Here is a 19,099-nt window from a genome sequence, read left to right on the forward strand (position 1 = left end):
CCTAATATGAGCTCAGCAAATGTATCCATGAGTGTACTACCTAACGGTATGCCATTGGTTTGATTATTCATCATCATTTGAATATGAGTGTCTATCAAACGGCCGGGGTTATCATTGTTTGTTTTCTTTTTTGCTTCTTCTTTAGTTATAAAAACCCACTCAAAACTATGAGTGTAAATTGATGGATAGAAGTTAGAAATATCAGTACTGAACATAAATTCATATTCAAGCGCCAGAGAGAGACTTTTTTGCTCAAACTCTTCCCACCAGTTAATTATGGATGCGGCTATATTAGATGATTTATTTTTACTTAAAGGAATGCTTGAGCACAAAACAAGGTCATTAAGTTCGAATTCCTTGAATACCTTCCTTATTTTTCTCCAGTTTTTTGGAGAAGTGATTAATCTGCAAAAATAAACATAATAAAAAGGATTTATAAGCGTTATCCGCCGCCAACTATATAATCCATCTTTGCTAACTAATACTTGGTAGTTTATATCTTTTCCCATTAACAACTTAGGGTCTGGAGTATAGCTAATTTTTTTATCAACTATAGCGGTATTGATTTTTTCGAGTAGTGATGCAAAATTTATATAGGTGGGTAGTTCTAATGTGGTGTAAGAGTCATTTTTAAGAAAGTATTTTAGCGCTGCATTGCCCGAAAGTTCGTATATTTTTTTCATGAATGTTATTCCTTTGATTATTTGTATGCGCTCAACTTATTTTTTCAAGCATAGATTTGTTGAGAGCGAAAATATTTTATTTGAAATAAAATTTCAAGGGTAACTACAATCGTCTTTATAATTGTACCTGTATCTTAGGTTAGTTCATTTAAATTTGATTAAACAGTAATCATCATGACTTGCTTCCCATCAACTTTATACAAACCGGCGTTTGCAGTTTCCGCTTTAGGCACAGAGCGGCCTATCAGATGATGTTTAGCTCTCTATACCATATCTATGTTAGGTCAAATCTGGGCTAATACATCGTAGTTACAGTTATTTAAAATTCATAACGTCGCTCGTTGACGCACTTCTTGTAGGGCTCGTTCACGAGCCTGGATTTGTTGAGCAATCACAGCCTGAATTTCTGTATAAAGTTGAGCATTCTCATTATCGCGATCAGCTACAGTAACCACTAAGGCATAAGGTTCTTTATCAAGCACATCTGGGTGGGTCCATTCTTTGTCTTGGCGAGTAACAACTACGAACCATTTCTCATCAGGGTTACGCTGCTTAAACGTCCATCTGGATGATTGCACAGTTCCCCTGCCTCTAAGCTGGGCTGAAATTTCACGATTCGGAGTCGCATCATCGTTACGAGTTTTTGCATCGTCTTGATTTTTATAATTGAAGTATTTCTGGACAGTATCAAGAGATTCACCCTTGACCAATCGATAGTTGATCTGAGTAGCTAGATAGTCGAGTCTCGTGGTTCGAACTGCTGGAGAATATGCTAAAGTGATGTTTAACTCCCGAGTGGCCTTGGTTTTTCGAAGATATGATGTCGGTAGCGGTAATTCAAAGAACTGGCAAGAGTCTTTCTCAATCATCTCTTCACACATCAAAACCACGCAGTGATCCGATGATCGGTAGAGGTCATTTTCATTAATCTGACCATAGCCCCCTATATCACGGGAAATATCCCGTTTCCTAGCTGCCGCCTTATAGGCTTTTTTAAGTTCAGCAGGGAAGGCGGAGTCTAATTCACTCGGTAGTATTGCCTGATTGACTAATAGTGCTCTCAATAAATTAGCAGAAGCATCCGGGTAATCGTTGGACAATCTTCCTGCCAAATGAGTTACATAAGGTGCCGAGAAACTTGTACCGCTAATTTCCTTGAAAATTGTATTACCCTGAAATTGGTGGTTCAGAGTTAGTACGCCTAATCCCCGCATGTCAGATTTCCATTGATAACCTTCCTGCCGCATTGGACTGGCGAGGTTTCCTCCAGCAGCAACGAGTTCTGGCTTTAAAGCGCCTTTGACCGAAGGGCCATGTCGGGTAAATGGAGACGGTTGATTTTCTGATGCCGGAGATAGCTGATGGATTTCAGGATAACGTTGACTGTCATATGTTGCATTATGGCGTGCAATACTACCCACTGTGAGTGCATTCAGAGCTGGTGCAGGATCAATGATGACACTTTGTTCATCTATGAGATACTCGGGGTATTCATCGCGCCAGCTTTTGATAGGCACAGGAGGATCTTCGGAGCCTCGAAAATTGCCGGTAGAAACAATAAAAAGAATGTTATGTTTTCTGGCTAAAACGTCAAGGATGTAAGCAAGCCCCCTAATGTGTGTACCATCGTAAGGTGCATTCATATTACCTAATGACAAATTGAAGATCCGACAACCAAGTCCTACAAAATATTCAACCGCTTGCATTAATGTCTTTTCAATTGAGATTTCATCGTAAATGGCATCATTTGTATGCGGACATTTGCGCATTACTTTGCCGTTATACAACCAAAATTCTGGATGCCAAAAGTTACTACGCTCACATGCTTCAACGTCCCCATAAAGGGCTATACCCGCTACTGCGGTACCATGACCAGCATCATCAAATTCATCTTGTCCTGGAATAAAAGAACGACTTTCTCCAATGGCGGGGCGCAGAAGTGGGTGATTTGTATTGATACCACTATCTAAGATGCAAACGCGAGCCGCGTTTTGCTGCGGAGCAGGTATATTTCGGGGAAATTCAGTGATGTCACGATCAAGTTGAGGATAACTGATACCGGTCATTGGAGTAAGATCAACGAGCCTGACGTCACGGTGATTCAACAGCATTGCAGCTTGATCTTTGTTTACTTCCACTCTGTACATAAGCAAACTATCAAGATTAATTCTGTCCAGTTTCCGGATGCCGATGTCAGTGAGCCAAGCCTCAAATGCGTTGAACAGTTGGATGCGTAATGGGTGATTGGCTACGTGATGTGGCCAAAGTTCTACATCAAGCCTAAACGTTTCGGAATCAGGTAAGCCAATATGACGCAAAGCCCAGCTTTTTCGATCTTCGGCGGACCAGCTATCAATGCTTTCAATCGCCTCAAGAATTTGCATATACGTTAGCTTTTGTCCCGCAATCCCCAGTTTATTAAGATGATCCTGAAATATTGCCAAGCCTTGTTCGGTGGCAAACACCACGCACAGCTGCTTATTTTCCTGACTTATGAATTCCAGCCCATGAGATTGAAGTTTATCGAAAAGCATTGCACCATCATATTGAATTTTAAGTATAAATGGAGCGTTCTCACTAGATTTTAGCTGCCGCTGGGCGGCCGCAGTTGCAGTGGCAAAATAAGCATTCAATTTCTGACCATGTCCCCTCAGGTCACTCCGTTTGGTGAATTTAGGAGGATTCTTGGAACGTCGGCGATTATCGAGATTTTCACGCGTAATAGTCAGGTGTTTGTAAGTTGCCAATTACATCTTCCTTGGGTACATGTCATTAGTGCTTACGGAGATCTTCGCGGACAAGGGCACCACGTAGCTCTTTGAGCGTAAGGAATTCCTGGCCTCGTAAAATCATTCGCTTGACTGCCCGGCGAACAACACGTTCTATGTCAGCCCCACTCTTATCTTTAAATTCCGCTAGTAGCTCCTGATCGTCAAGTTCAAACTGACGACGAGTTCCGCGCAATTTGAGCTGGAGCAACAATGTCAACTGCTTGTTATCTGGCAATGGGAACTCGATCGCATCGTCGAAACGTCGCCAGATAGCAGAATCAAGAATATCCTCATGATTAGTTGCAGCAAGGATTAAACTGCTACCGTCATAAGCGTCCATCATCTGCAATACTGCATTAACGACTCGCCGGAGCTCGCCATGCTCACCATTGTCACTTCTCTCTTTGCCGATCGCATCGAATTCATCGAATAGAGCGACCAGGTTATGCATTGCTATGAAGTCGAAAACTTTTCTTAAGTTAGCTGCTGTCTCACCGAGGAAAGAAGAGACGAGTGCATCAAGGCGAACTATGGCAAGCGGTCTGTCTAACTCGAAGGCGATCACTTCGGCAGCCAGTGTTTTACCACAGCCTGGTGGTCCAAAAAATATGATTTTACCCGATGGCTTCATCCCGTAACTGCGTAGTACGTCTGATCTCCGGTGCTCTTCCAGAATCTCTTCTATCATGGAAAAACTGCTATCAGGAAGAATGATTTCATCAAGAGAGCGATTTGGCGACCTGATATCCACAAGAGGGAGACCGCGTTCTTTATCGACAGGAATATCGAATTCAAACTGGGGTTTTCGAGTGGTAGATGCTGTATGCTTATCACCACCGTAAAGAATTTGTTCTAAATCATTAGCGAGCAAGTGGTGCTGCTTTTGGCGTTCTTCTTCAATAACAGCTTCAGAAGCGCGCCGAAACGCCACTGCATCTCCATGAGTACCCGCTTTGAGGAGCTGTCTTAATATTTTGCCATTAGCCATTTTTACACCTGTCGATAATATCCAATCTTTGAATAAAAGTTGGCACTCACACAGTAAACATGCTATCACCAATCTTGTTTCTTTCCCAATATTCTCCCTCGCCCAGTATGCCCTTGTATGCCTGAGGTTTTTGTTCTATAAACTGGTTGTCGTCATCATAACGCGTTGTTAATTAACAATATTTATTGAATTTTGATTTTGTCGATTTTTAGATAGCGGTTTTCCTGTGCCCTGTGTTCTTATTCATGAGATTAGACTGTACGCTGCGTTCAATGAGGAGACAGCCCGGACTCGGTAGTGATTAATGCCGAAACGAGACAATTTCAGAACAAACCACCCCAGGTTAGCAGGATCGTCTCGTCCGGCAGGAGAGCATGCTAACCCCTACATGAAGTTCCTGTCAGTGCCAGCCTCCGGCTCAACACCACCAATCTGCATTTCACCACTGCGAAGTAAGGGGCGCTACGCCCGGCTATGCCGGGGCAAGTTTTTTTCTCCTGTGTGCTTTCCGTTCCCCGTATCTGCTTTCGGTTAATCGTTTCCCAACACAACCCGTCCCACAAGGGTAAATGGCACGCATACTGCGCCCTTGCAGGCCGGAACGACGTCGGGAAAGCGAACCGTCAGGCGATACGAAGACGAAAATCACACCACTGACGGAGAAAAAACCATGTCTATTTCCCTGCATACCCGGACCAGCGCCCCTAACACCGCAGCGGCGACCAGCGTATCCCCGCTGGACCCGTCAGGCTCCTCAAAAACGAAATTTTCTAAAACCAAAGCCGATATTTATCAGACTATCACCGACAGCATCATTAGCGCACTGGATACAGGCGTTAAGCCCTGGACGTGTCCGTGGAAGCGCGTACCGGGAATGTCCGGTTTACCTTCCAACTACGCCACCGCCGCGGCTTACAGTGGGATGAATATCATGTTGCTGTGGTGCAGTGCGTCAAAACAGGGTTTCAGCGATTCCCGCTGGATGACGTACAAACAGTCGCAGGCAGCAGGCGGACAAGTTCGCAAAGGTGAGCACGGTACGGTCACCATTTTCTACACCACACTGGAGAAGGAAAACGATGCCGGAGAAATCGACCATATCCCGATGCTGAAAACCTTCACCGTGTTTAACGTTGAACAAATTGATGGTCTTCCCCTGACTGCTGAGGCAGTGAGTTCCGCTGAAACGTTCGAGCCGTTGCCGCAGGCTGAAAACATGTTCCGCAGCAGTGGCGCAAACATCATTGAGAAAGGACAAAACGCCTTTTTCAGACCCTCAACTGATGAAGTCTGGTTACCGGAGCGTCACCTTTTTTCTGATGCCGCTAATTTCTACGCCACCGGCCTGCATGAACTGGTGCACTGGAGCGGTGGTAAAACACGTCTTAACCGTGAAATGAAAGGGAGATTTGGCAGTGAGGATTATGCTTTTGAAGAGCTGATCGCCGAGTTGGGAAGCGCGTTCCTGATGGCGGATCTGGGGATTGTCGGAGAGGTGCAGCACGAGAGCTATATTGCTTCCTGGCTGAAAGCACTGAAAAACGACAAGCGTTATATCTTCAAAGCTGCCAGCGCGGCATCGAAAGCGCATCGTTATCTGATGGAGAAGGTCTGAGCAGGAGGATAAGAAGCCGCAAAGGAATGCGGCTTTATGTAGTGGTCAACTATTTCCGGACAGTTTGTTGAGTCGTTTTTCCACATAGTCAGGTGTAAAACCTGCATTATGGCTATGCGGTCGTTGTTGATTGTAATAACTCATCAGGTAGTAACTGATATGTATTAGTGTGATTACCAAGGGATACTGACGGTATAATTACCAACAGGCTCGCAGGGGGTGACAACAACCTTGACACTGACCGAGTTCAAGACGGTCGATACGTTTACGCAGTTCCTGGATTTCCCGTTGCTCTGGCGTCAGTGCTTTAGCGCCTTCGGGTACGAAGCCTTGCTGCTCTTGCCTGAACTGCTTAATCCAGCGGCGTAATGCAGTCGGCCCAATGCCTAACGCATCGCATGCCTGAGTGACGGTGTAGTTCTTATCCAGCACAAGGCTAACGGCTTCAAGTTTAAACTCTGGGGTAAATCGAGAACGGTCGTGATACATGGGCACCTCTGTTAATGGCGCTACTATAGCAACGCCTTTAATTGGTGTCCGGTTTTATTAGACCACTACATTAACCTTGTATCGGGGCAGGCAGAGTGACAGAGGTTTCAATTTCCCTGCGAATTTTCCGGACATATTATGTCCGGAAAATTCGCAGGTTGCGGGTGCGGGCGGCAAAGAGCCCGCGCATACCGCAAAAGGAATGTTAACCCCAGTGATTACGCTACTGGCGCAGCTTAGATCGGGATGAATATTATGTTGCTGGGGTGCTGTGCGTTTAAGCAAGAGTCAGTGACTCCTACAGGAGGACCTATGTCAGGCTCTGGTTGAAGGAGGACTGGTTAAGAAAGGATTATTATTTTATCCTGGCGACCATATTATCGGCCTCTGCCCCGAGGGAGTGTAAACGCTGCGCCAGAATGTCCACGCTTTCTTCGAGTTTGTGACTCTGTTGCTGAATATCCTCCATCGTTTCTGATAAAACATCATGTAGCAAAACAAAATTGGCGTGGAGGGCATACACAAAATCGTTGCCGCGTATCAGCAGTTCTTCGCGTGGCATGCCTTGCTGTGCGGAATGAGTCATCCATGTGACAAGTGCTTTTGCGCACATTTCAGTGAGTACGCCCGAAAGCGGGTCGGCGTTTCTGTTCATTTTTTTTTCCTGTCTGTTTTGAGATCATGGGTTTTGTCAGGTAATACGCTCAGTTGAGCGTCCCTGTCGTCCAGCGCGGTCTAAATATTCGCGAGAGGGATGATGTTCGACATCTGTCGGGCTGGGTAACCTCCCGGTCATTGCAGGGTGTCTATTATCCTGTTTACATCCACAACAGGGGCTGGCGTTTTAGTCGCGGTTGGTGGATGCCTGTTCCAGTTCATTTAGGGTGCGGAACAGAAACATTTCCCGGTTCTTCGCATCAAACGGAACGGGAACAGGGTTCCTCATCACCGTCCTGATGCTGCCAAACAGCCTGACCAGCGATTCTTTCGTTTTATCATCCGGCATAACATACATGGCATAGTGCCAGTGTCCGGCGTCGCTGGCCGCCAGATGACTGTTAATAATGCTGATGTAACGGGCGCGGGTTTTCAGCGAGCGCTCTGTTTCCACCGCAACGATGGCTCCGCTGCTTAAGGTAATGATGCCGTCTGGTCGGTGCCGGACACCCGGATACCGCGCCATAAACGCCCCCCGGTCGCCGTTAAGCCAGCCCGTACCGCCTTTTTCCTCCAGGGCAAGTCTGACCCGCTGGTTTAACAGACGGTGCTCCAGCGTCCAGTGCCTGAGTTTTCCCGGCTCAAAATAAGCGGGGAAAACAGGGTCATCCGCGTTAACCACTCTTGCCAGTCCCTGCATGGATATTCCCCACAATGCCTTTTTCCCGGTCAGTACCGGATATTCATGTTTGCTCAACAATCCCAGTGTCACAGCTTTATTCAGCAGGTTATACATGGCGTGGTTATGCCTTCCTTTATAGCCGACCACTTTTTTTAAGGTTGGAAAATCAGAGAATGTTTCTTCCTTAAGAAAACTCAGTAATGTCTCCATTCTCCGGTTTGCGGCTTCATTTCTTTCGGCAACGTTATGAATAAGCACGGGCAGCCTCACAGGTTAATAGAAGGTTTGTGAACCTGGTTTTCTTTTTCGGTATGCAGCGGGTCTTTATGTTCAAATGACAGCAGGTCGATATATTGCTTTTTTGCCGGTATATGAAAAAATTTTGTCGCCTTTGCAAGATCACTTTGGGTGAAAACAAAACCGACGAATTTCGGCAGGTTGAGGAGCATATTGCTGTCGATATAATAACGCTCCGCCTGCCGGATCATCCTGTCCGTTTCCATTTTCTCCGTCAGGGCGATATCCGTTTTCACTTTCCGCATTTCATCGTCAACCAGAATAGAGCCGGTCATCCTTGCCACCCAGTCGGCGGTATCCGGATCACGAAGGCGATAAACCAGCATGAATTTACAGTTTTCGATAACCGAACCGGCGATGGCATCACCCTCCAGATCTGCCGGGCAGTCATATAAATCTTTCACCGACTGATGCGCCATGATGATATGCACACCTTTATCCCTCGCCGCGCCAAGCCCCTCAAGCGCCGGGCGGGAAAGGTGATATTTAAGTTCATCAAGAAAAATAGCGACAGGGCGTGGCTTTCTTTTTATTCTGTCGCGTGTTTCGGCTATCTGAATCAGGCGGGTTAAAATCATGCGTTGCGCCGAGATGATTTTCTGGTTACGCATCGATCCAATGATGTAACAGCAGCCGCCCTCATCAAATACTGTCTTTAATGAAAACCCCTTACTGGCATTAATGGAATTCACTAAAGCGATTTCCTCCAGCTCGCCATAAAAAGCAGGCACATCTTCACTGAGGGATTTCACAAAGTCAGTGTAAAATAAATCGCGTAACGTCATGCCCTTTTCATAAATAGCTGCTGTATTTCTGGCGGCACGGCGATCGGCGATACGATAAAAGTCAGCACCTTCGCCTTTTTTACCCAGGCTGAAACCAGCATTAAACAGCTCTTCGAGTTGTTCATGAGAAATATCAGCCAGTAAATCAAGCTGGAAATGAAGGTCATTCAGGTTAATGAGGACAAACGGTTTTCCCGCTTTCTGGCAGGCTTCACGCAATACATGCGGGGCCCACTCATCATTTTTCGGATCTTCGACAAAGATCCCTTCTCCTGACAGTATTGCCTGATAAAGCAGGACACAGGCGCTTACGCCTTTACCGGAGCCGGTAGTGCCGATAAGGTCGGCGTGCTGCGTCTGAAATTCTTCGGCGGTGATATATTGCGGCTGATCGTCTTTATCCAGCCCGATAAAAATACCCTTGTTCAGGTCAATATAATCCAGTGGATTATACGCAATACTGTCAGGTAACATATCCCTGACGTCACGAACATCCGTCCTGGTATTTCTTTCCAGTTTGCTTTTCTTAATCATCCGGTGTTTTAAACTGTCAATTTCTCCGGCCAGTAACCGTCGGGCGGTAATGTGAAATGCCAGACCGGCAAGCGTAAATCCGACGGTCAGTATCCAGAGTGATAATCTGAGCAGAATGTGAGTATCGAGTACCGTAAAGAAAAAACTCAGCCCCTGAATGGTCAGCGGTGACAGCGTGCCGGACAGAAAAAAGAAGAGGGACACGCACGCCACCGATTTTAACCAGAAGGGGGCGTTTTTTCTTTCTTCACGTGGCAGATGAAAAATAAAGGGCAGCGTCAGCCCGGCGAATATGGATAATATTACCGGGTTGTGTTGCAGCCAGAGCAAAAAAACAGAAAAGGCATCCGAAAAGGCATTCAGCCTTTGCATCAGATGAGTTCCCATTGCAGTGATCTCCGGTCTGATTTCGGTGTGACGGGCGCACTACATGGGCGTCACCGATGGACGTTACACCCCACGCCCCCGCGCGACGCCCGGCGGTGACGCCCATAAAAGGATAAAAAGCACTGAACGCCTCCGACGTTCATGCCCGTTGTCCGCGCTTTCAGAAAACAGCCGATCGGTGGTCGTCCGTCACCTGAAACGCCCGCATGACGGGCAACAGCGTGTTTCCTTTGTCCTGGCTGTACGCCCTGACAGCCGGAAACATGGGGGTAATGTCGTGGCTGGACGCCGCGTCAAAACCCCCAGGGTCAACAGCGGCACACCGTCGCCCGCTACGCGCGACCAACCCCTTTAAGACGCGCGTTTAGCCTGTTTTTTCTCGCAGGCTCGAAAAAACGGGAACGCTGCTTTAAAGGGGTTGGTCGCGCCTGTTCGGCAATATTCCCCGCTGGGGCGGGAAATATTACCTGGCTTGACGGTGTGCGGGGCAAGCCCCCCAAATAAACCGCTGTCGTGGGCGACAGCTTTTCGCACGCTGGGGCGGCGAAATTTATTCGGCTCCCCCCCGGCCTGCTCAATTCGCTTTGGGCGAATGTTCGCAGGTGGGTGCGGTGCCTGAAAATTAACAATTCCTCCGGAATTGAATTTTCTGTCCGCGCGCCACGTACTTATTTTACGGCTTAACAATTTCTCCGAAATTGAAGCCAAAAATAATCACGCCTGAAACCCGTCGTCTGTCAGTCTGTGGCGTCGTTCGATATATTGTCAGTGTCTGTGATTCACATCTGGTCGCGGGCTATTTTAGTCCGGCATTCCTGTTCAGCGTTTAATGCCGCACAGTACGTTTCATCATCGACCTTCGTTCCCTGACTTTCGGCATATTGTCTGAGTTTCTCTGCATCCGGCTTATTAAGCTGTGAAAGATGATGTCGCAATAAACCGATGAACCGGCTTTCATATATCTCATAATAAAGCCCGCACCCCCGACAGGCTTCTTTTGAAAGAGAATCATAGATACACGTGACAGATATTCTGTCCTGATGTGTTGAGTGAATGTTGGCAATAAACAGGTCTTCTTTATCCACTTTTATTTCTCCATACAGGGGGGTTATTAAAATAATGGCCGGGGTTTTATTACCCTCTGACTCTGCCAAACCTGGACAAGATTTTATTCACCGCTTCCGGATCAGCGCTGGCGCATTCCCCCAGGAAAGCTTTTCTGGCATTGAGTGTATGATTGGGTAAAAATCCGTGTCTATTCTTTTTAACGATATTAAAGAAAGCACGTTCAGCAGAATGGCATTCGCTCCCTCCACTGTTCCCTGTCGCTTTCCCGTACATGCAAAGTACGACTTCACATGGTTCGGCAGCGAAAGAATAAACAGGCGTCCCGGCAGCAATGCACAGCACTGCCACCGCAATAGCTGAATATTTCATGATGACATCCTTACGGTAAGGTGAGTTTCAGAATGTGAGGGAAATTTAATGCGAAAAATAAATGCAGGTATCGCTGCATGTCAGGCAGTCAGGGACAGGTTGATATTCAATAACGCCTTTTGCGCCATATCGCCGCAGCCAGTTTTTTGCAGTAAAGAAATCTGCGCCTGATGGCGCTGCAACAACAATACGTGCTGAGTGGGCGACCGCGTAAAATACAGCGGGGGTCCAGCGTGGTGTTCCGTTAAAATTACGTGCTTGAATGGACAATAACCATTTATCTTTCACGACCAGAGAAGAAATAATAACCGGGTTATCACGCCATTGTGGTAAACTGGTATTAACTGACTGGCCCGGTTTATCCCATTCAACAGGAACCGGGGGCGGGGGTGAAGAACAGCCGGAAAGTACCAGCGAAAATAGCAGCATATTGATAAGCTTTATCATGCTTTCATCTCCTCAAAAAAAGCGCTGCGGTGCAGTGGCCGGAAATAAATATCATTCATCCGGCGCACATTGCCGTCCAGGTCAATACTCACGATAACGTCCAGACTGTCCAGCACCTTGCGTAACATAAAGGTGTAAGGGAGTCGGGCGCATTGCGGATTTTCATAGCAGCGGGTAATAAACCCGTCCACCGCTTCGATTGCCGAACCCGCATGAATAGATGTCATGCTGCCTTCATGTCCGGAGCCGGTTATTTTGAGAAAATCCCAGGCTTCCCCGCCGCGTACTTCGGTTAACAGTATGCGGTCGGGATTCATGCGGTAATTCCAGCGCAGCAGGCTGGCGGGCGTCACAATTGACCCTTTTTCATCTGCCGATTCCGACGGATAAAAAAGGTGGACGTAGTTTTTATGCATAAATAAGATGATTTCCGGGTTATCTTCAATAGTCGTAATACGCAGATGAAGGGGGATATAACCAATCAGCATCTTCATATAGGTGGTTTTCCCGGTACTGGTTTCCCCGGCCACCGCGAGGGTTTTACCGTACTCCACGCACTTCTCCATAAAGCGCGGAATATCTTTTGCGTGATATAAGGTCAGTAATTCCTCATTGTGCGTCCGCGTTTTTTCCGTGCCCGTCACCCGGTTGTAAAACCCGGCGTCGACATAGTCCTGATGCGGGATTTGTACCTGTGAAGGTTTACGCAGCGTGATGGACACCGTGTCACGCTCGCAGGCCGGGGGCACGATGACCTGACAACGTTCGCCGGACTCCAGCGTGGCCGACAGCCCCGGCTTGATATCTTCGATATTGTCGCCGTGATGTTTCGCAAGGCATCTGGCGAAGTTGTAGCAGCCCTCATAATCCAGCGGGACGGCGTGCTGTGCCCAGACGCCGTTAATTTTGGTGAAAAGTTCGCCAGGACGATTGACGGCGATCTCCGTCAGTCCGGGAAGCGCCAGAAAATCGCCAAAAAACCGCTGTTTATAGCGGTCCAGTGAGATATTTTTAGCGGTCATTTTTCATCCTCAGCGTATAGATGCCGGAAAAATTAATATCCTGTCCGGTGACCAGGTTGATGATCTCACCCTGATTTTTGTGCACGGTCGGCGGGATATTGATGCTGTTTTCCAGTGTGGTCCGCGCCATATCCGCCATCGCCTGACGGCTGTTTTCGGTATAGTCCGTGTTACGATCTTTCTGACCGGCACTGTTGGAGGCCCATGCGCCAATATCGGGGATCATGCCGACCAGTAACGCGCCCCCGAATCGTTCGCTGAAATGCGAGTCGATCCAGCCGTCAACACCGGCCTCGCCCAGTTCCCCGGCAGCGTGGGTATCGACCAGCGGAATATCAAGATAGGGGGGCTGGCGGGTACGCAGTTTCGTGATGATGAGGAAGGCGCGGCCCTGTCCGTGTGTCATCCCGGTTTCTGCGCCAGTCTGGTAAATACCCGTGGCGGTGGTCCCTTTTTCAATCAGCTTCGTATTACCGCTGGCGCTCCAGATATCTTCGGCAATCGTGCAACGGATTTTCCCCGCCCGGTCCGAAACAAAGCGGTAATCCAGCGAACAGGGAATGGCGGTATTTTCCGGCACGTACAGATCCGGGTTGTAAGGAATACGCCGTACTGCTGACGGGGATTGTTCCGACTGTGGCGGCGTTGTGTCTGGCTGCTGACCGGAGCCAGTGGATGGCGTCCCTGACTGCTGACCGTCAGAAGCTGCCTGTGTCATCTCCTGCTGCCGGGTCCGGACCGGGTTTCGGGCCGCAGCGGCAGAGTTATCCCGGCGAATCAGAAAACGGGCTTTATCCAGTTCCGGCGGTGTCTCCGGCCCGGTGACCGTCGCACTGCGCGGGCTGTTGTCCGCCGGTTCCGGTGTGCCCGCTTCGGTATCGTGCGTCCCCAGATCGGTACGCTGCCGGTAATCGCTCCGGTTCGGCTGTGGCGCGGCATCCTGCCGCTTTTCCTCACCTTGCTGCCAGAGGAAATTGCGGTATATCCAGTTACCCGCCCATGCCAGCGCTATCAGCGCGACGGCGGCGAGCGCCAGAAACGCGGTGGCTTTCCCGCGCCTGCGCTTTTTCAGTTTGTTGATCGCGGGTTGTACCGGATCGCTCTCTTCATCCTCCTGCGCGGTGAAAAGCTCCGTTTCCCGCTTTGCACGGGCCTCGCGCTCCAGCGCGGCAATGTCGTCATCCGTTTGTGCCGGGGTGGTCCGGGATTCATCCGGCACAGGATGCGGGTGTTCGTCGTTCATCTGCATGACTCCTCAGTTGTCAATGGGTTGCGGGTTTTTCTACCCGCTCAACCTGCGGGGAAACCGTGGCACCATCAGCGGCCTGGACCCTGCCGAAACCACGATTTTCCAGTCCGACCACGGCATGACCGGAACGCAGAACCAGACGGGGCGTGACTTCCTGAATAACCAGTACGGTAAAGCTGCCTTTCCTGCGGATAGTGCTGTTAACAACCTGCTCCTGGCCGTTCAGCGCTTTTGTCACGGAGGGAATGGATTTTGCGGGGGAGAAACCCACGAAGGTAAAGCGGCCATCGTCATACGCGAAATCAGGGACAATACGTGCGCTGTCACTTCCCGGGTATTTGAGGTAGTCCCAGTTGCGCGGCGTCTGCGCACTGTTCAGGGCCTGCTGAATGTCGGCCTGCTGCTGTTTTTGCGTCTGTTCGCGTTGCCTGACCGCTTCCGCCTGGCGGGTTTTCTCCAGGGCTTCGCCCGGATAGCGGTAGCTCACCTGGAAAGCAGGCTGCTGCGGTGATTTATCATCAATGACGTTCAGCTCGATGTTATATAAACGCCGGGTGGTGACGACCAGCATATTAGTGTGCCAGTCCCGGCTGTTGGGCGGGATGACCACCTGGGTGGTGTTGCCGTCCGCGCCGGGCGTGCCCTGAACCAGCGCCACCGGGCGGACGTTGACCCGGTTGGCGTCCGGCGTGGCCTCCCACGCCTCCTCAAAGCCGGGCCTGGCGCTGATAACCGCTTCGTCACTGTCAAACACCAGCGTGGTCATGAAGCCGGGCCGGGTACTGACGACGGTGACGTTCAGGGGGTTATAAACCACCTGCTGAACGCGGGCATCAAAACGGCTTGCCTGCGGGATGGCGGAACTCCATGCCGTGCCGCACAGCATCAGCGCGAGCAGGATAAGGATAATGCGTTTCATTATTCACCTCCCCGGATTTCACGGTCTGCCTGCCAGCTCGTCACGGTAAAGCCGAACGGGTTAACCTCCCGCTCCGTATCGGTCATCGCCTTATCAGGGGCAGAGCGGAACGTCAGGCGGGTATCCCAGTATTCGGTACGGGTACGGTTGTCCGCGAGGCGGCGGATGGTCTTTTTGTAGCGGAGGGTGGCGACTCTGTCGGGGTCTGTGCCATCGGTGAGCTGGTTTGACAGGATGTCGATGTGCACGGTATGCGCCCCGTCCTGGTACACTTTGTCCGGGGCCTCTTTACCGGCATACAGCGCCAGATAGTCATCGTTGACCTGTGGGCTGTTGTAAATCTGTACCGTCTTATAGTCATCCTGGAGGGAGGGATACACATACCGCTCACGCAATCTGACGTAGCTGGCGGTCATTGCTTTCTGATAAGCTGCCTCCGCCGTCAGGCTGGTTTTCGATGCGCGGGTGACGTGCTCCACCCGCCCGGTATGGTTATCCACGGTGTACAGTTCAATGACCGTCTGTTTCAGGGGCAGCATCACCACCACGGCGATGAGCGCCAGTACGGCGATAAGCAGGCCCGCGCCACCGGTGATAAACCCGGCTTTCATGGCGCGTTTGTCCCGCTCAATCATCTGTTGCTCAAAGGTGCGTGAATCCGCAATAAGGGTCTGCTCACTCATGATGATTTAACTCCGCCATAATCTGAGGGGTATTCACAGGCGCTCCCTGCCCGCTGAATGCCGGGGGATAAGTGGACCGGGCGCAGCCGGAAAGTGCGCACAGCAAAGCCAGCGCAATCAGGCGTTTCATGGGGTGTGTCCTCTGTGAGATCAGTGGAATGAAAACAGGGCTATGTTTTCACCATGGGGGATAACGGGGATATTTCGACCAGTGATGACAGGTTTAACGATGGAATTTCTGAATCGCTGAGTCCCTGGCTTGTGCCAGTCGCCGGGCTTCGTTGCGGGCGATCATCTGCTCAATCGCATATTGACGCGCTTTCGCCGCGCTGTATCCCGGACCGCTGCCGGGTTTACCCGCGCTGGCATCGCGCCAGCCCTGGATGTTGTTCTGAATGGCGCGGGTTGTCTGCTTCCCGGTTCCTGCTGCCAGTTTTCCGGCACCAAATGACGCCGCGCCGAGTCCCACCGCCGCCAGCCCCTGCATGGAGACGGTGGCACTTGCTCCGGCAAGAGAGCCAGCAAGTTTTGCGGAGAGATAAACCAGTATTGCCGCACAGATACCCGCCAGGCAGACCTGCGCGCCTAACTCCACAATGTTGGATTGTGCAGATAGTTGTGTTGCAATATCTAACCGCGAGTTTAAATAATTAACGACAATGCGTAGCGACAACGCAGAAAACAAAACCGTTAATATGGCGGCGAAAACATTTTGCAGCCAGTTGTTAAACATGGGACGTAAAAAACCATACAGCAGACAAAAGATAAACACAGGGGCGGTAATACTCAGCAGCAGAATCATGACCTCCGCGATCATTGAAACAAAGGCTGTTACGATCATTAATACGAATATCCCGAGCCAGACATAAAATTGAGCAGTCATGCCCTCATCTTTTATATAGGTTGAGTTATCCATATCGTGTAACGTTTTGCCTAATACCTTCGCTTTATCCCATAGGCTATCCAGTAACTGCCAGATATTATCACTGCCGGAAAATCCCTCCTTTAAGCCATTGATGGCGTCAATAACACCATCAAGATAACCGCTGACATTTGCCACAAAGGACAGGATGATTGCCATCCTCATGATGTCCCACATGACGTCCTCCATCGGCGTGGAGAGTTTGCCCGCCAGGGTCTGGTAACCACGCCACAGGATATAGAGGGTAGCTGACGTTGCCGCCAGCCCTATCATCATGGAGGAGTATGACATCATCAGTCCCTTTGTGGCGTCGGTGACTCCTCCTATGAGGTGTTTCTCAACACCGATAAATACACCACCGGACATATTAACCTCACTATGAATTCAGATCGGGAGTGGGGGCATTTAACTGCTGAATCTGATAATGGGCTTCATTGGCGTTTTTACAGTTTTCTGAGGCATCGCCGGTCTTCTGGCATTTCTCATACACCGCTTTTAGCTCATCAGGATGATCCCTGTACCACTGAGTCGTTCTGGCTTCTTCTTTGCAGCCGCTAATGACGACGAATAATAAGGACAAGAAAGAAAGGGTTAATAAACGCATGTGAGACTCCTTTAGCCGTTTAAATCAGGGGTTGGCGCATTTAACTGTTGCTGATTCCACTGTTTAACACGCTCGTCCTCCAGCACTTTTTCGCGCTTTTCTGCTGCCTTCACGCTCATTTCCCACTGGTCTGTGAGCGTGTTCAGCATCACTGATTTTAGCTGAATACTGTTGGCAAGGTCCTGAGACTCCTTTGAGTCTCTGGAAAGTGAGATCCGATCGGAGAGATCGTTGATTTCCCCCAGCGTCTGGCTGACCTGCTCCTGGATCTCATCAGTCTGCTCAAACTGGATCGCCTTATTGATGACCAGTTGTTTGCAGGTATCGGCATAGCTTCCCGACTGTTCCGCGTTACAGGTATCGAAAACCCGGTACTTTGCATACAGCGCATCGAACTGTCCGGAGGTGCCGCCGGAAAGCAGCAGATCATTGAGTGTCTGGCCCGGTCTGCGCAGTTGTTCCAGATCCGATTTCAGACTCTTCGCCTGATCCACAAAATCAGCGATATCACGGATGCCGGTAGCCGTCGCCAGCTGGTCTTTATACGCCTGGATCTGGCTCTGATAATGTTGTGCGGTCTGCATCCAGCGCTGCGCTTCTTTCAGCCATTCGGCCTCACGAAGCGGATCGGCATCCACCAGAACGGGAATACCGGCGTGCGCCAGGGGGCTTGCCATCACGCACGCGAACATCAGGGCATGAAAACGCCTTTTCATCATGGGTCTCCTGTGGGTTGTCAGAGTGCCTGAGCCAGGTAAGGTTCCAGCCATTCATGCGGCTGCATTCCTTCCTGGTAAATCGAGTCAAAGATTTCGAGGTTGTCGGCGCTGCCGCTCATGACCCGGGTGTATCGGCCGATACCGGAGAGGTCGAGCGTCACGCGGGCGGCAAAGCGTTTTGTGTCGCCACGCCGGAACTGATTTTTTACCACCACATACTGGCGGGCCTGCGGGTTCAGATTTTTCACCACCTCGAACACTTCCGGTTCAAACTTCATCCCGTCAACATAGTGCGCCCGGTCGGCGCCGGGGTTGGCTGCCAGGATCTGCGTCCCGCACTGCTCAATCACGGCGGGCGCAATTTCATCCCTGATGATCTCCGCCGGGGACTGGGTGCCCACAACCAGCATCCCGTTCAATTTACGGATGGTTTTCAACCGGTTATAGGCGAAATCCTTAAAGACCGGATCCCTGAGCCACATCCAGAACTCGTCCATAAAGATAACCAGCCTTCGTCCATCGAGCAGACTGGTGATGCGGTACAGCAGATAAAAGGAAATCGGCGCACAGACGTCCGCATCGTCCAGAAACTCCGTGCCGTCAATACCAAAGTTATCGCAGTGGCTGATATCGAACGTGTCTGATGCGTTATCAAACACCCAGCCAAACTCGCCGCCCTGTGCCCACTGCGACAAGCGAATACTCAGGCCATTCTCCTGAGCTTCCCTGGTCGCAGGTTCCGGCAGATTCTCCAGCAGGCGCGTAATACCACAGACACGGTATTGCGGCTCATTGCTCATCACGGCGTTAACGGCATCGTTCAGGCGACGCTCATCACGGGGCGTGATGGTCGCACCGTTACGCGTACACAGCAGTTTCATCAACTGACTGATGAAACTGATATTGCGTTTCGTGGGCGACAGCGAAAACGGGTTCCATCCCGTGGGGTCGCCATGCGTGATACGGAAGTAACGGCCGCCCAGCGCCCGGATGTTCATTTCCGCGCCCCGGTCCTTGTCCAGGTAAACGGTTGTCAGCCGCTGGGTTTTCGCATCAGGAGAAAAACTGTCCGCGCGGCCATATTTCTGCTGCATGTTTTCAAGGAACGTCATCAGCATGGTTTTACCCGAACCATTGGTGCCGAGAATGCAGGTACTGGCCGGGTTCTTTTCATTGAACTCGTCCTTGTCCGCCAGCGTGTTATGCAGG

General features: G+C 50.0%; 20 protein-coding genes. 1 reads left to right on the top strand and 19 read right to left on the bottom strand.

Annotated elements, in window-relative coordinates:
• The 3 genes from FCN80_RS06630 to FCN80_RS06640 all read right to left on the bottom strand — a co-directional run.
• Window positions 1–683, bottom strand: a 683-nt coding sequence (locus FCN80_RS06630) for an RNA-directed DNA polymerase (protein ID WP_136989258.1), incomplete at its 3' end; no start/stop codon positions are given.
• 326 nt (window positions 684–1,009) lie between these two features.
• Entirely contained in the window at window positions 1,010–3,430 is a 2,421-nt protein-coding gene (locus tag FCN80_RS06635; RefSeq protein ID WP_136989259.1) for a S8 family peptidase, read from the bottom strand.
• 25 nt (window positions 3,431–3,455) lie between these two features.
• Window positions 3,456–4,442 carry an AAA family ATPase gene (locus FCN80_RS06640; protein WP_136989261.1) on the bottom strand — a complete coding sequence of 329 codons (987 nt, stop codon included), beginning with the start codon at window positions 4,440–4,442 and terminating at the stop codon, window positions 3,456–3,458.
• A 670-nt stretch (window positions 4,443–5,112) separates the two neighbouring features.
• On the opposite strand from FCN80_RS06640, the gene FCN80_RS06645 reads away from it, so the two are divergent.
• The gene (locus tag FCN80_RS06645; protein ID WP_136989262.1) at window positions 5,113–6,057 is read left to right on the top strand and encodes an ArdC family protein; all 945 of its coding nucleotides are present in this window, start codon (window positions 5,113–5,115) and stop codon (window positions 6,055–6,057) included.
• Between the two features lie 198 nt (window positions 6,058–6,255).
• On the opposite strand, the gene FCN80_RS27400 is transcribed toward FCN80_RS06645, so the two are convergent.
• The 16 genes from FCN80_RS27400 to FCN80_RS06730 all read right to left on the bottom strand — a co-directional run.
• Complete coding sequence (locus FCN80_RS27400) at window positions 6,256–6,546, bottom strand: transposase (RefSeq protein ID WP_136989264.1); 291 nt, start codon at window positions 6,544–6,546, stop codon at window positions 6,256–6,258.
• A 355-nt stretch (window positions 6,547–6,901) separates the two neighbouring features.
• Window positions 6,902–7,201, bottom strand: a complete 300-nt coding sequence (locus FCN80_RS06655) for a hypothetical protein (RefSeq protein ID WP_136989265.1) — start codon at window positions 7,199–7,201, stop codon at window positions 6,902–6,904.
• A gap of 189 nt (window positions 7,202–7,390) precedes the next feature.
• A complete protein-coding gene (gene mobC, locus FCN80_RS06660) occupies window positions 7,391–8,155 on the bottom strand; it encodes a MobC family replication-relaxation protein (protein WP_306767853.1) in 765 nt (254 codons plus the stop codon).
• Window positions 8,152–9,888 carry a type IV secretory system conjugative DNA transfer family protein gene (locus FCN80_RS06665; RefSeq protein WP_136989268.1) on the bottom strand — a complete coding sequence of 579 codons (1,737 nt, stop codon included), beginning with the start codon at window positions 9,886–9,888 and terminating at the stop codon, window positions 8,152–8,154. The genes mobC and FCN80_RS06665 overlap by 4 nt, the downstream gene beginning before the upstream one ends.
• A 779-nt stretch (window positions 9,889–10,667) precedes the next feature.
• The gene (locus FCN80_RS06680) at window positions 10,668–10,973 is read right to left on the bottom strand and encodes a dpoa decarboxylase (RefSeq protein ID WP_136989270.1); all 306 of its coding nucleotides are present in this window, start codon (window positions 10,971–10,973) and stop codon (window positions 10,668–10,670) included.
• 49 nt (window positions 10,974–11,022) lie between these two features.
• The gene (locus FCN80_RS06685; protein WP_136989272.1) at window positions 11,023–11,325 is read right to left on the bottom strand and encodes a TrbM/KikA/MpfK family conjugal transfer protein; all 303 of its coding nucleotides are present in this window, start codon (window positions 11,323–11,325) and stop codon (window positions 11,023–11,025) included.
• A gap of 45 nt (window positions 11,326–11,370) precedes the next feature.
• Window positions 11,371–11,772: a cag pathogenicity island Cag12 family protein gene (locus FCN80_RS06690; protein WP_136989274.1), complete on the bottom strand. Its 402-nt coding sequence runs from the start codon at window positions 11,770–11,772 to the stop codon at window positions 11,371–11,373.
• Entirely contained in the window at window positions 11,769–12,794 is a 1,026-nt protein-coding gene (gene virB11, locus FCN80_RS06695) for a P-type DNA transfer ATPase VirB11 (RefSeq protein ID WP_136989275.1), read from the bottom strand. The genes FCN80_RS06690 and virB11 overlap by 4 nt, the downstream gene beginning before the upstream one ends.
• On the bottom strand, window positions 12,784–14,037 hold the full coding sequence (virB10, locus tag FCN80_RS06700) for a VirB10/TraB/TrbI family type IV secretion system protein (RefSeq protein WP_136989277.1): 1,254 nt from the start codon (window positions 14,035–14,037) through the stop codon (window positions 12,784–12,786). Before virB10 ends, virB11 begins: the two co-directional genes overlap by 11 nt.
• A gap of 19 nt (window positions 14,038–14,056) precedes the next feature.
• On the bottom strand, window positions 14,057–14,962 hold the full coding sequence (gene virB9 / locus FCN80_RS06705; RefSeq protein WP_136989279.1) for a P-type conjugative transfer protein VirB9: 906 nt from the start codon (window positions 14,960–14,962) through the stop codon (window positions 14,057–14,059).
• Window positions 14,962–15,645 carry a VirB8 family type IV secretion system protein gene (locus FCN80_RS06710; RefSeq protein WP_136989281.1) on the bottom strand — a complete coding sequence of 228 codons (684 nt, stop codon included), beginning with the start codon at window positions 15,643–15,645 and terminating at the stop codon, window positions 14,962–14,964. Before FCN80_RS06710 ends, virB9 begins: the two co-directional genes overlap by 1 nt.
• On the bottom strand, window positions 15,638–15,775 hold the full coding sequence (locus FCN80_RS26395; protein WP_170975329.1) for a hypothetical protein: 138 nt from the start codon (window positions 15,773–15,775) through the stop codon (window positions 15,638–15,640). The genes FCN80_RS06710 and FCN80_RS26395 overlap by 8 nt, the downstream gene beginning before the upstream one ends.
• Window positions 15,776–15,868: 93 nt before the next feature.
• Window positions 15,869–16,933 (bottom strand): TrbL/VirB6 family protein, encoded by a 1,065-nt coding sequence (locus FCN80_RS06715; RefSeq protein ID WP_136989282.1) that lies wholly within the window; start codon window positions 16,931–16,933, stop codon window positions 15,869–15,871.
• A gap of 10 nt (window positions 16,934–16,943) precedes the next feature.
• Window positions 16,944–17,171 (bottom strand): EexN family lipoprotein, encoded by a 228-nt coding sequence (locus FCN80_RS06720; protein ID WP_136989284.1) that lies wholly within the window; start codon window positions 17,169–17,171, stop codon window positions 16,944–16,946.
• Between the two features lie 11 nt (window positions 17,172–17,182).
• On the bottom strand, window positions 17,183–17,890 hold the full coding sequence (locus FCN80_RS06725; RefSeq protein ID WP_230492533.1) for a TrbJ/VirB5 family protein: 708 nt from the start codon (window positions 17,888–17,890) through the stop codon (window positions 17,183–17,185).
• A gap of 17 nt (window positions 17,891–17,907) precedes the next feature.
• The coding region (locus FCN80_RS06730) for a TraG/VirB4 family ATPase (RefSeq protein WP_445081504.1) at window positions 17,908–19,099 on the bottom strand (1,192 nt) is incomplete at its 5' end.

This window comes from Martelella alba, assembly GCF_005217455.1.
GTDB lineage: Bacteria > Pseudomonadota > Gammaproteobacteria > Enterobacterales > Enterobacteriaceae > Acerihabitans.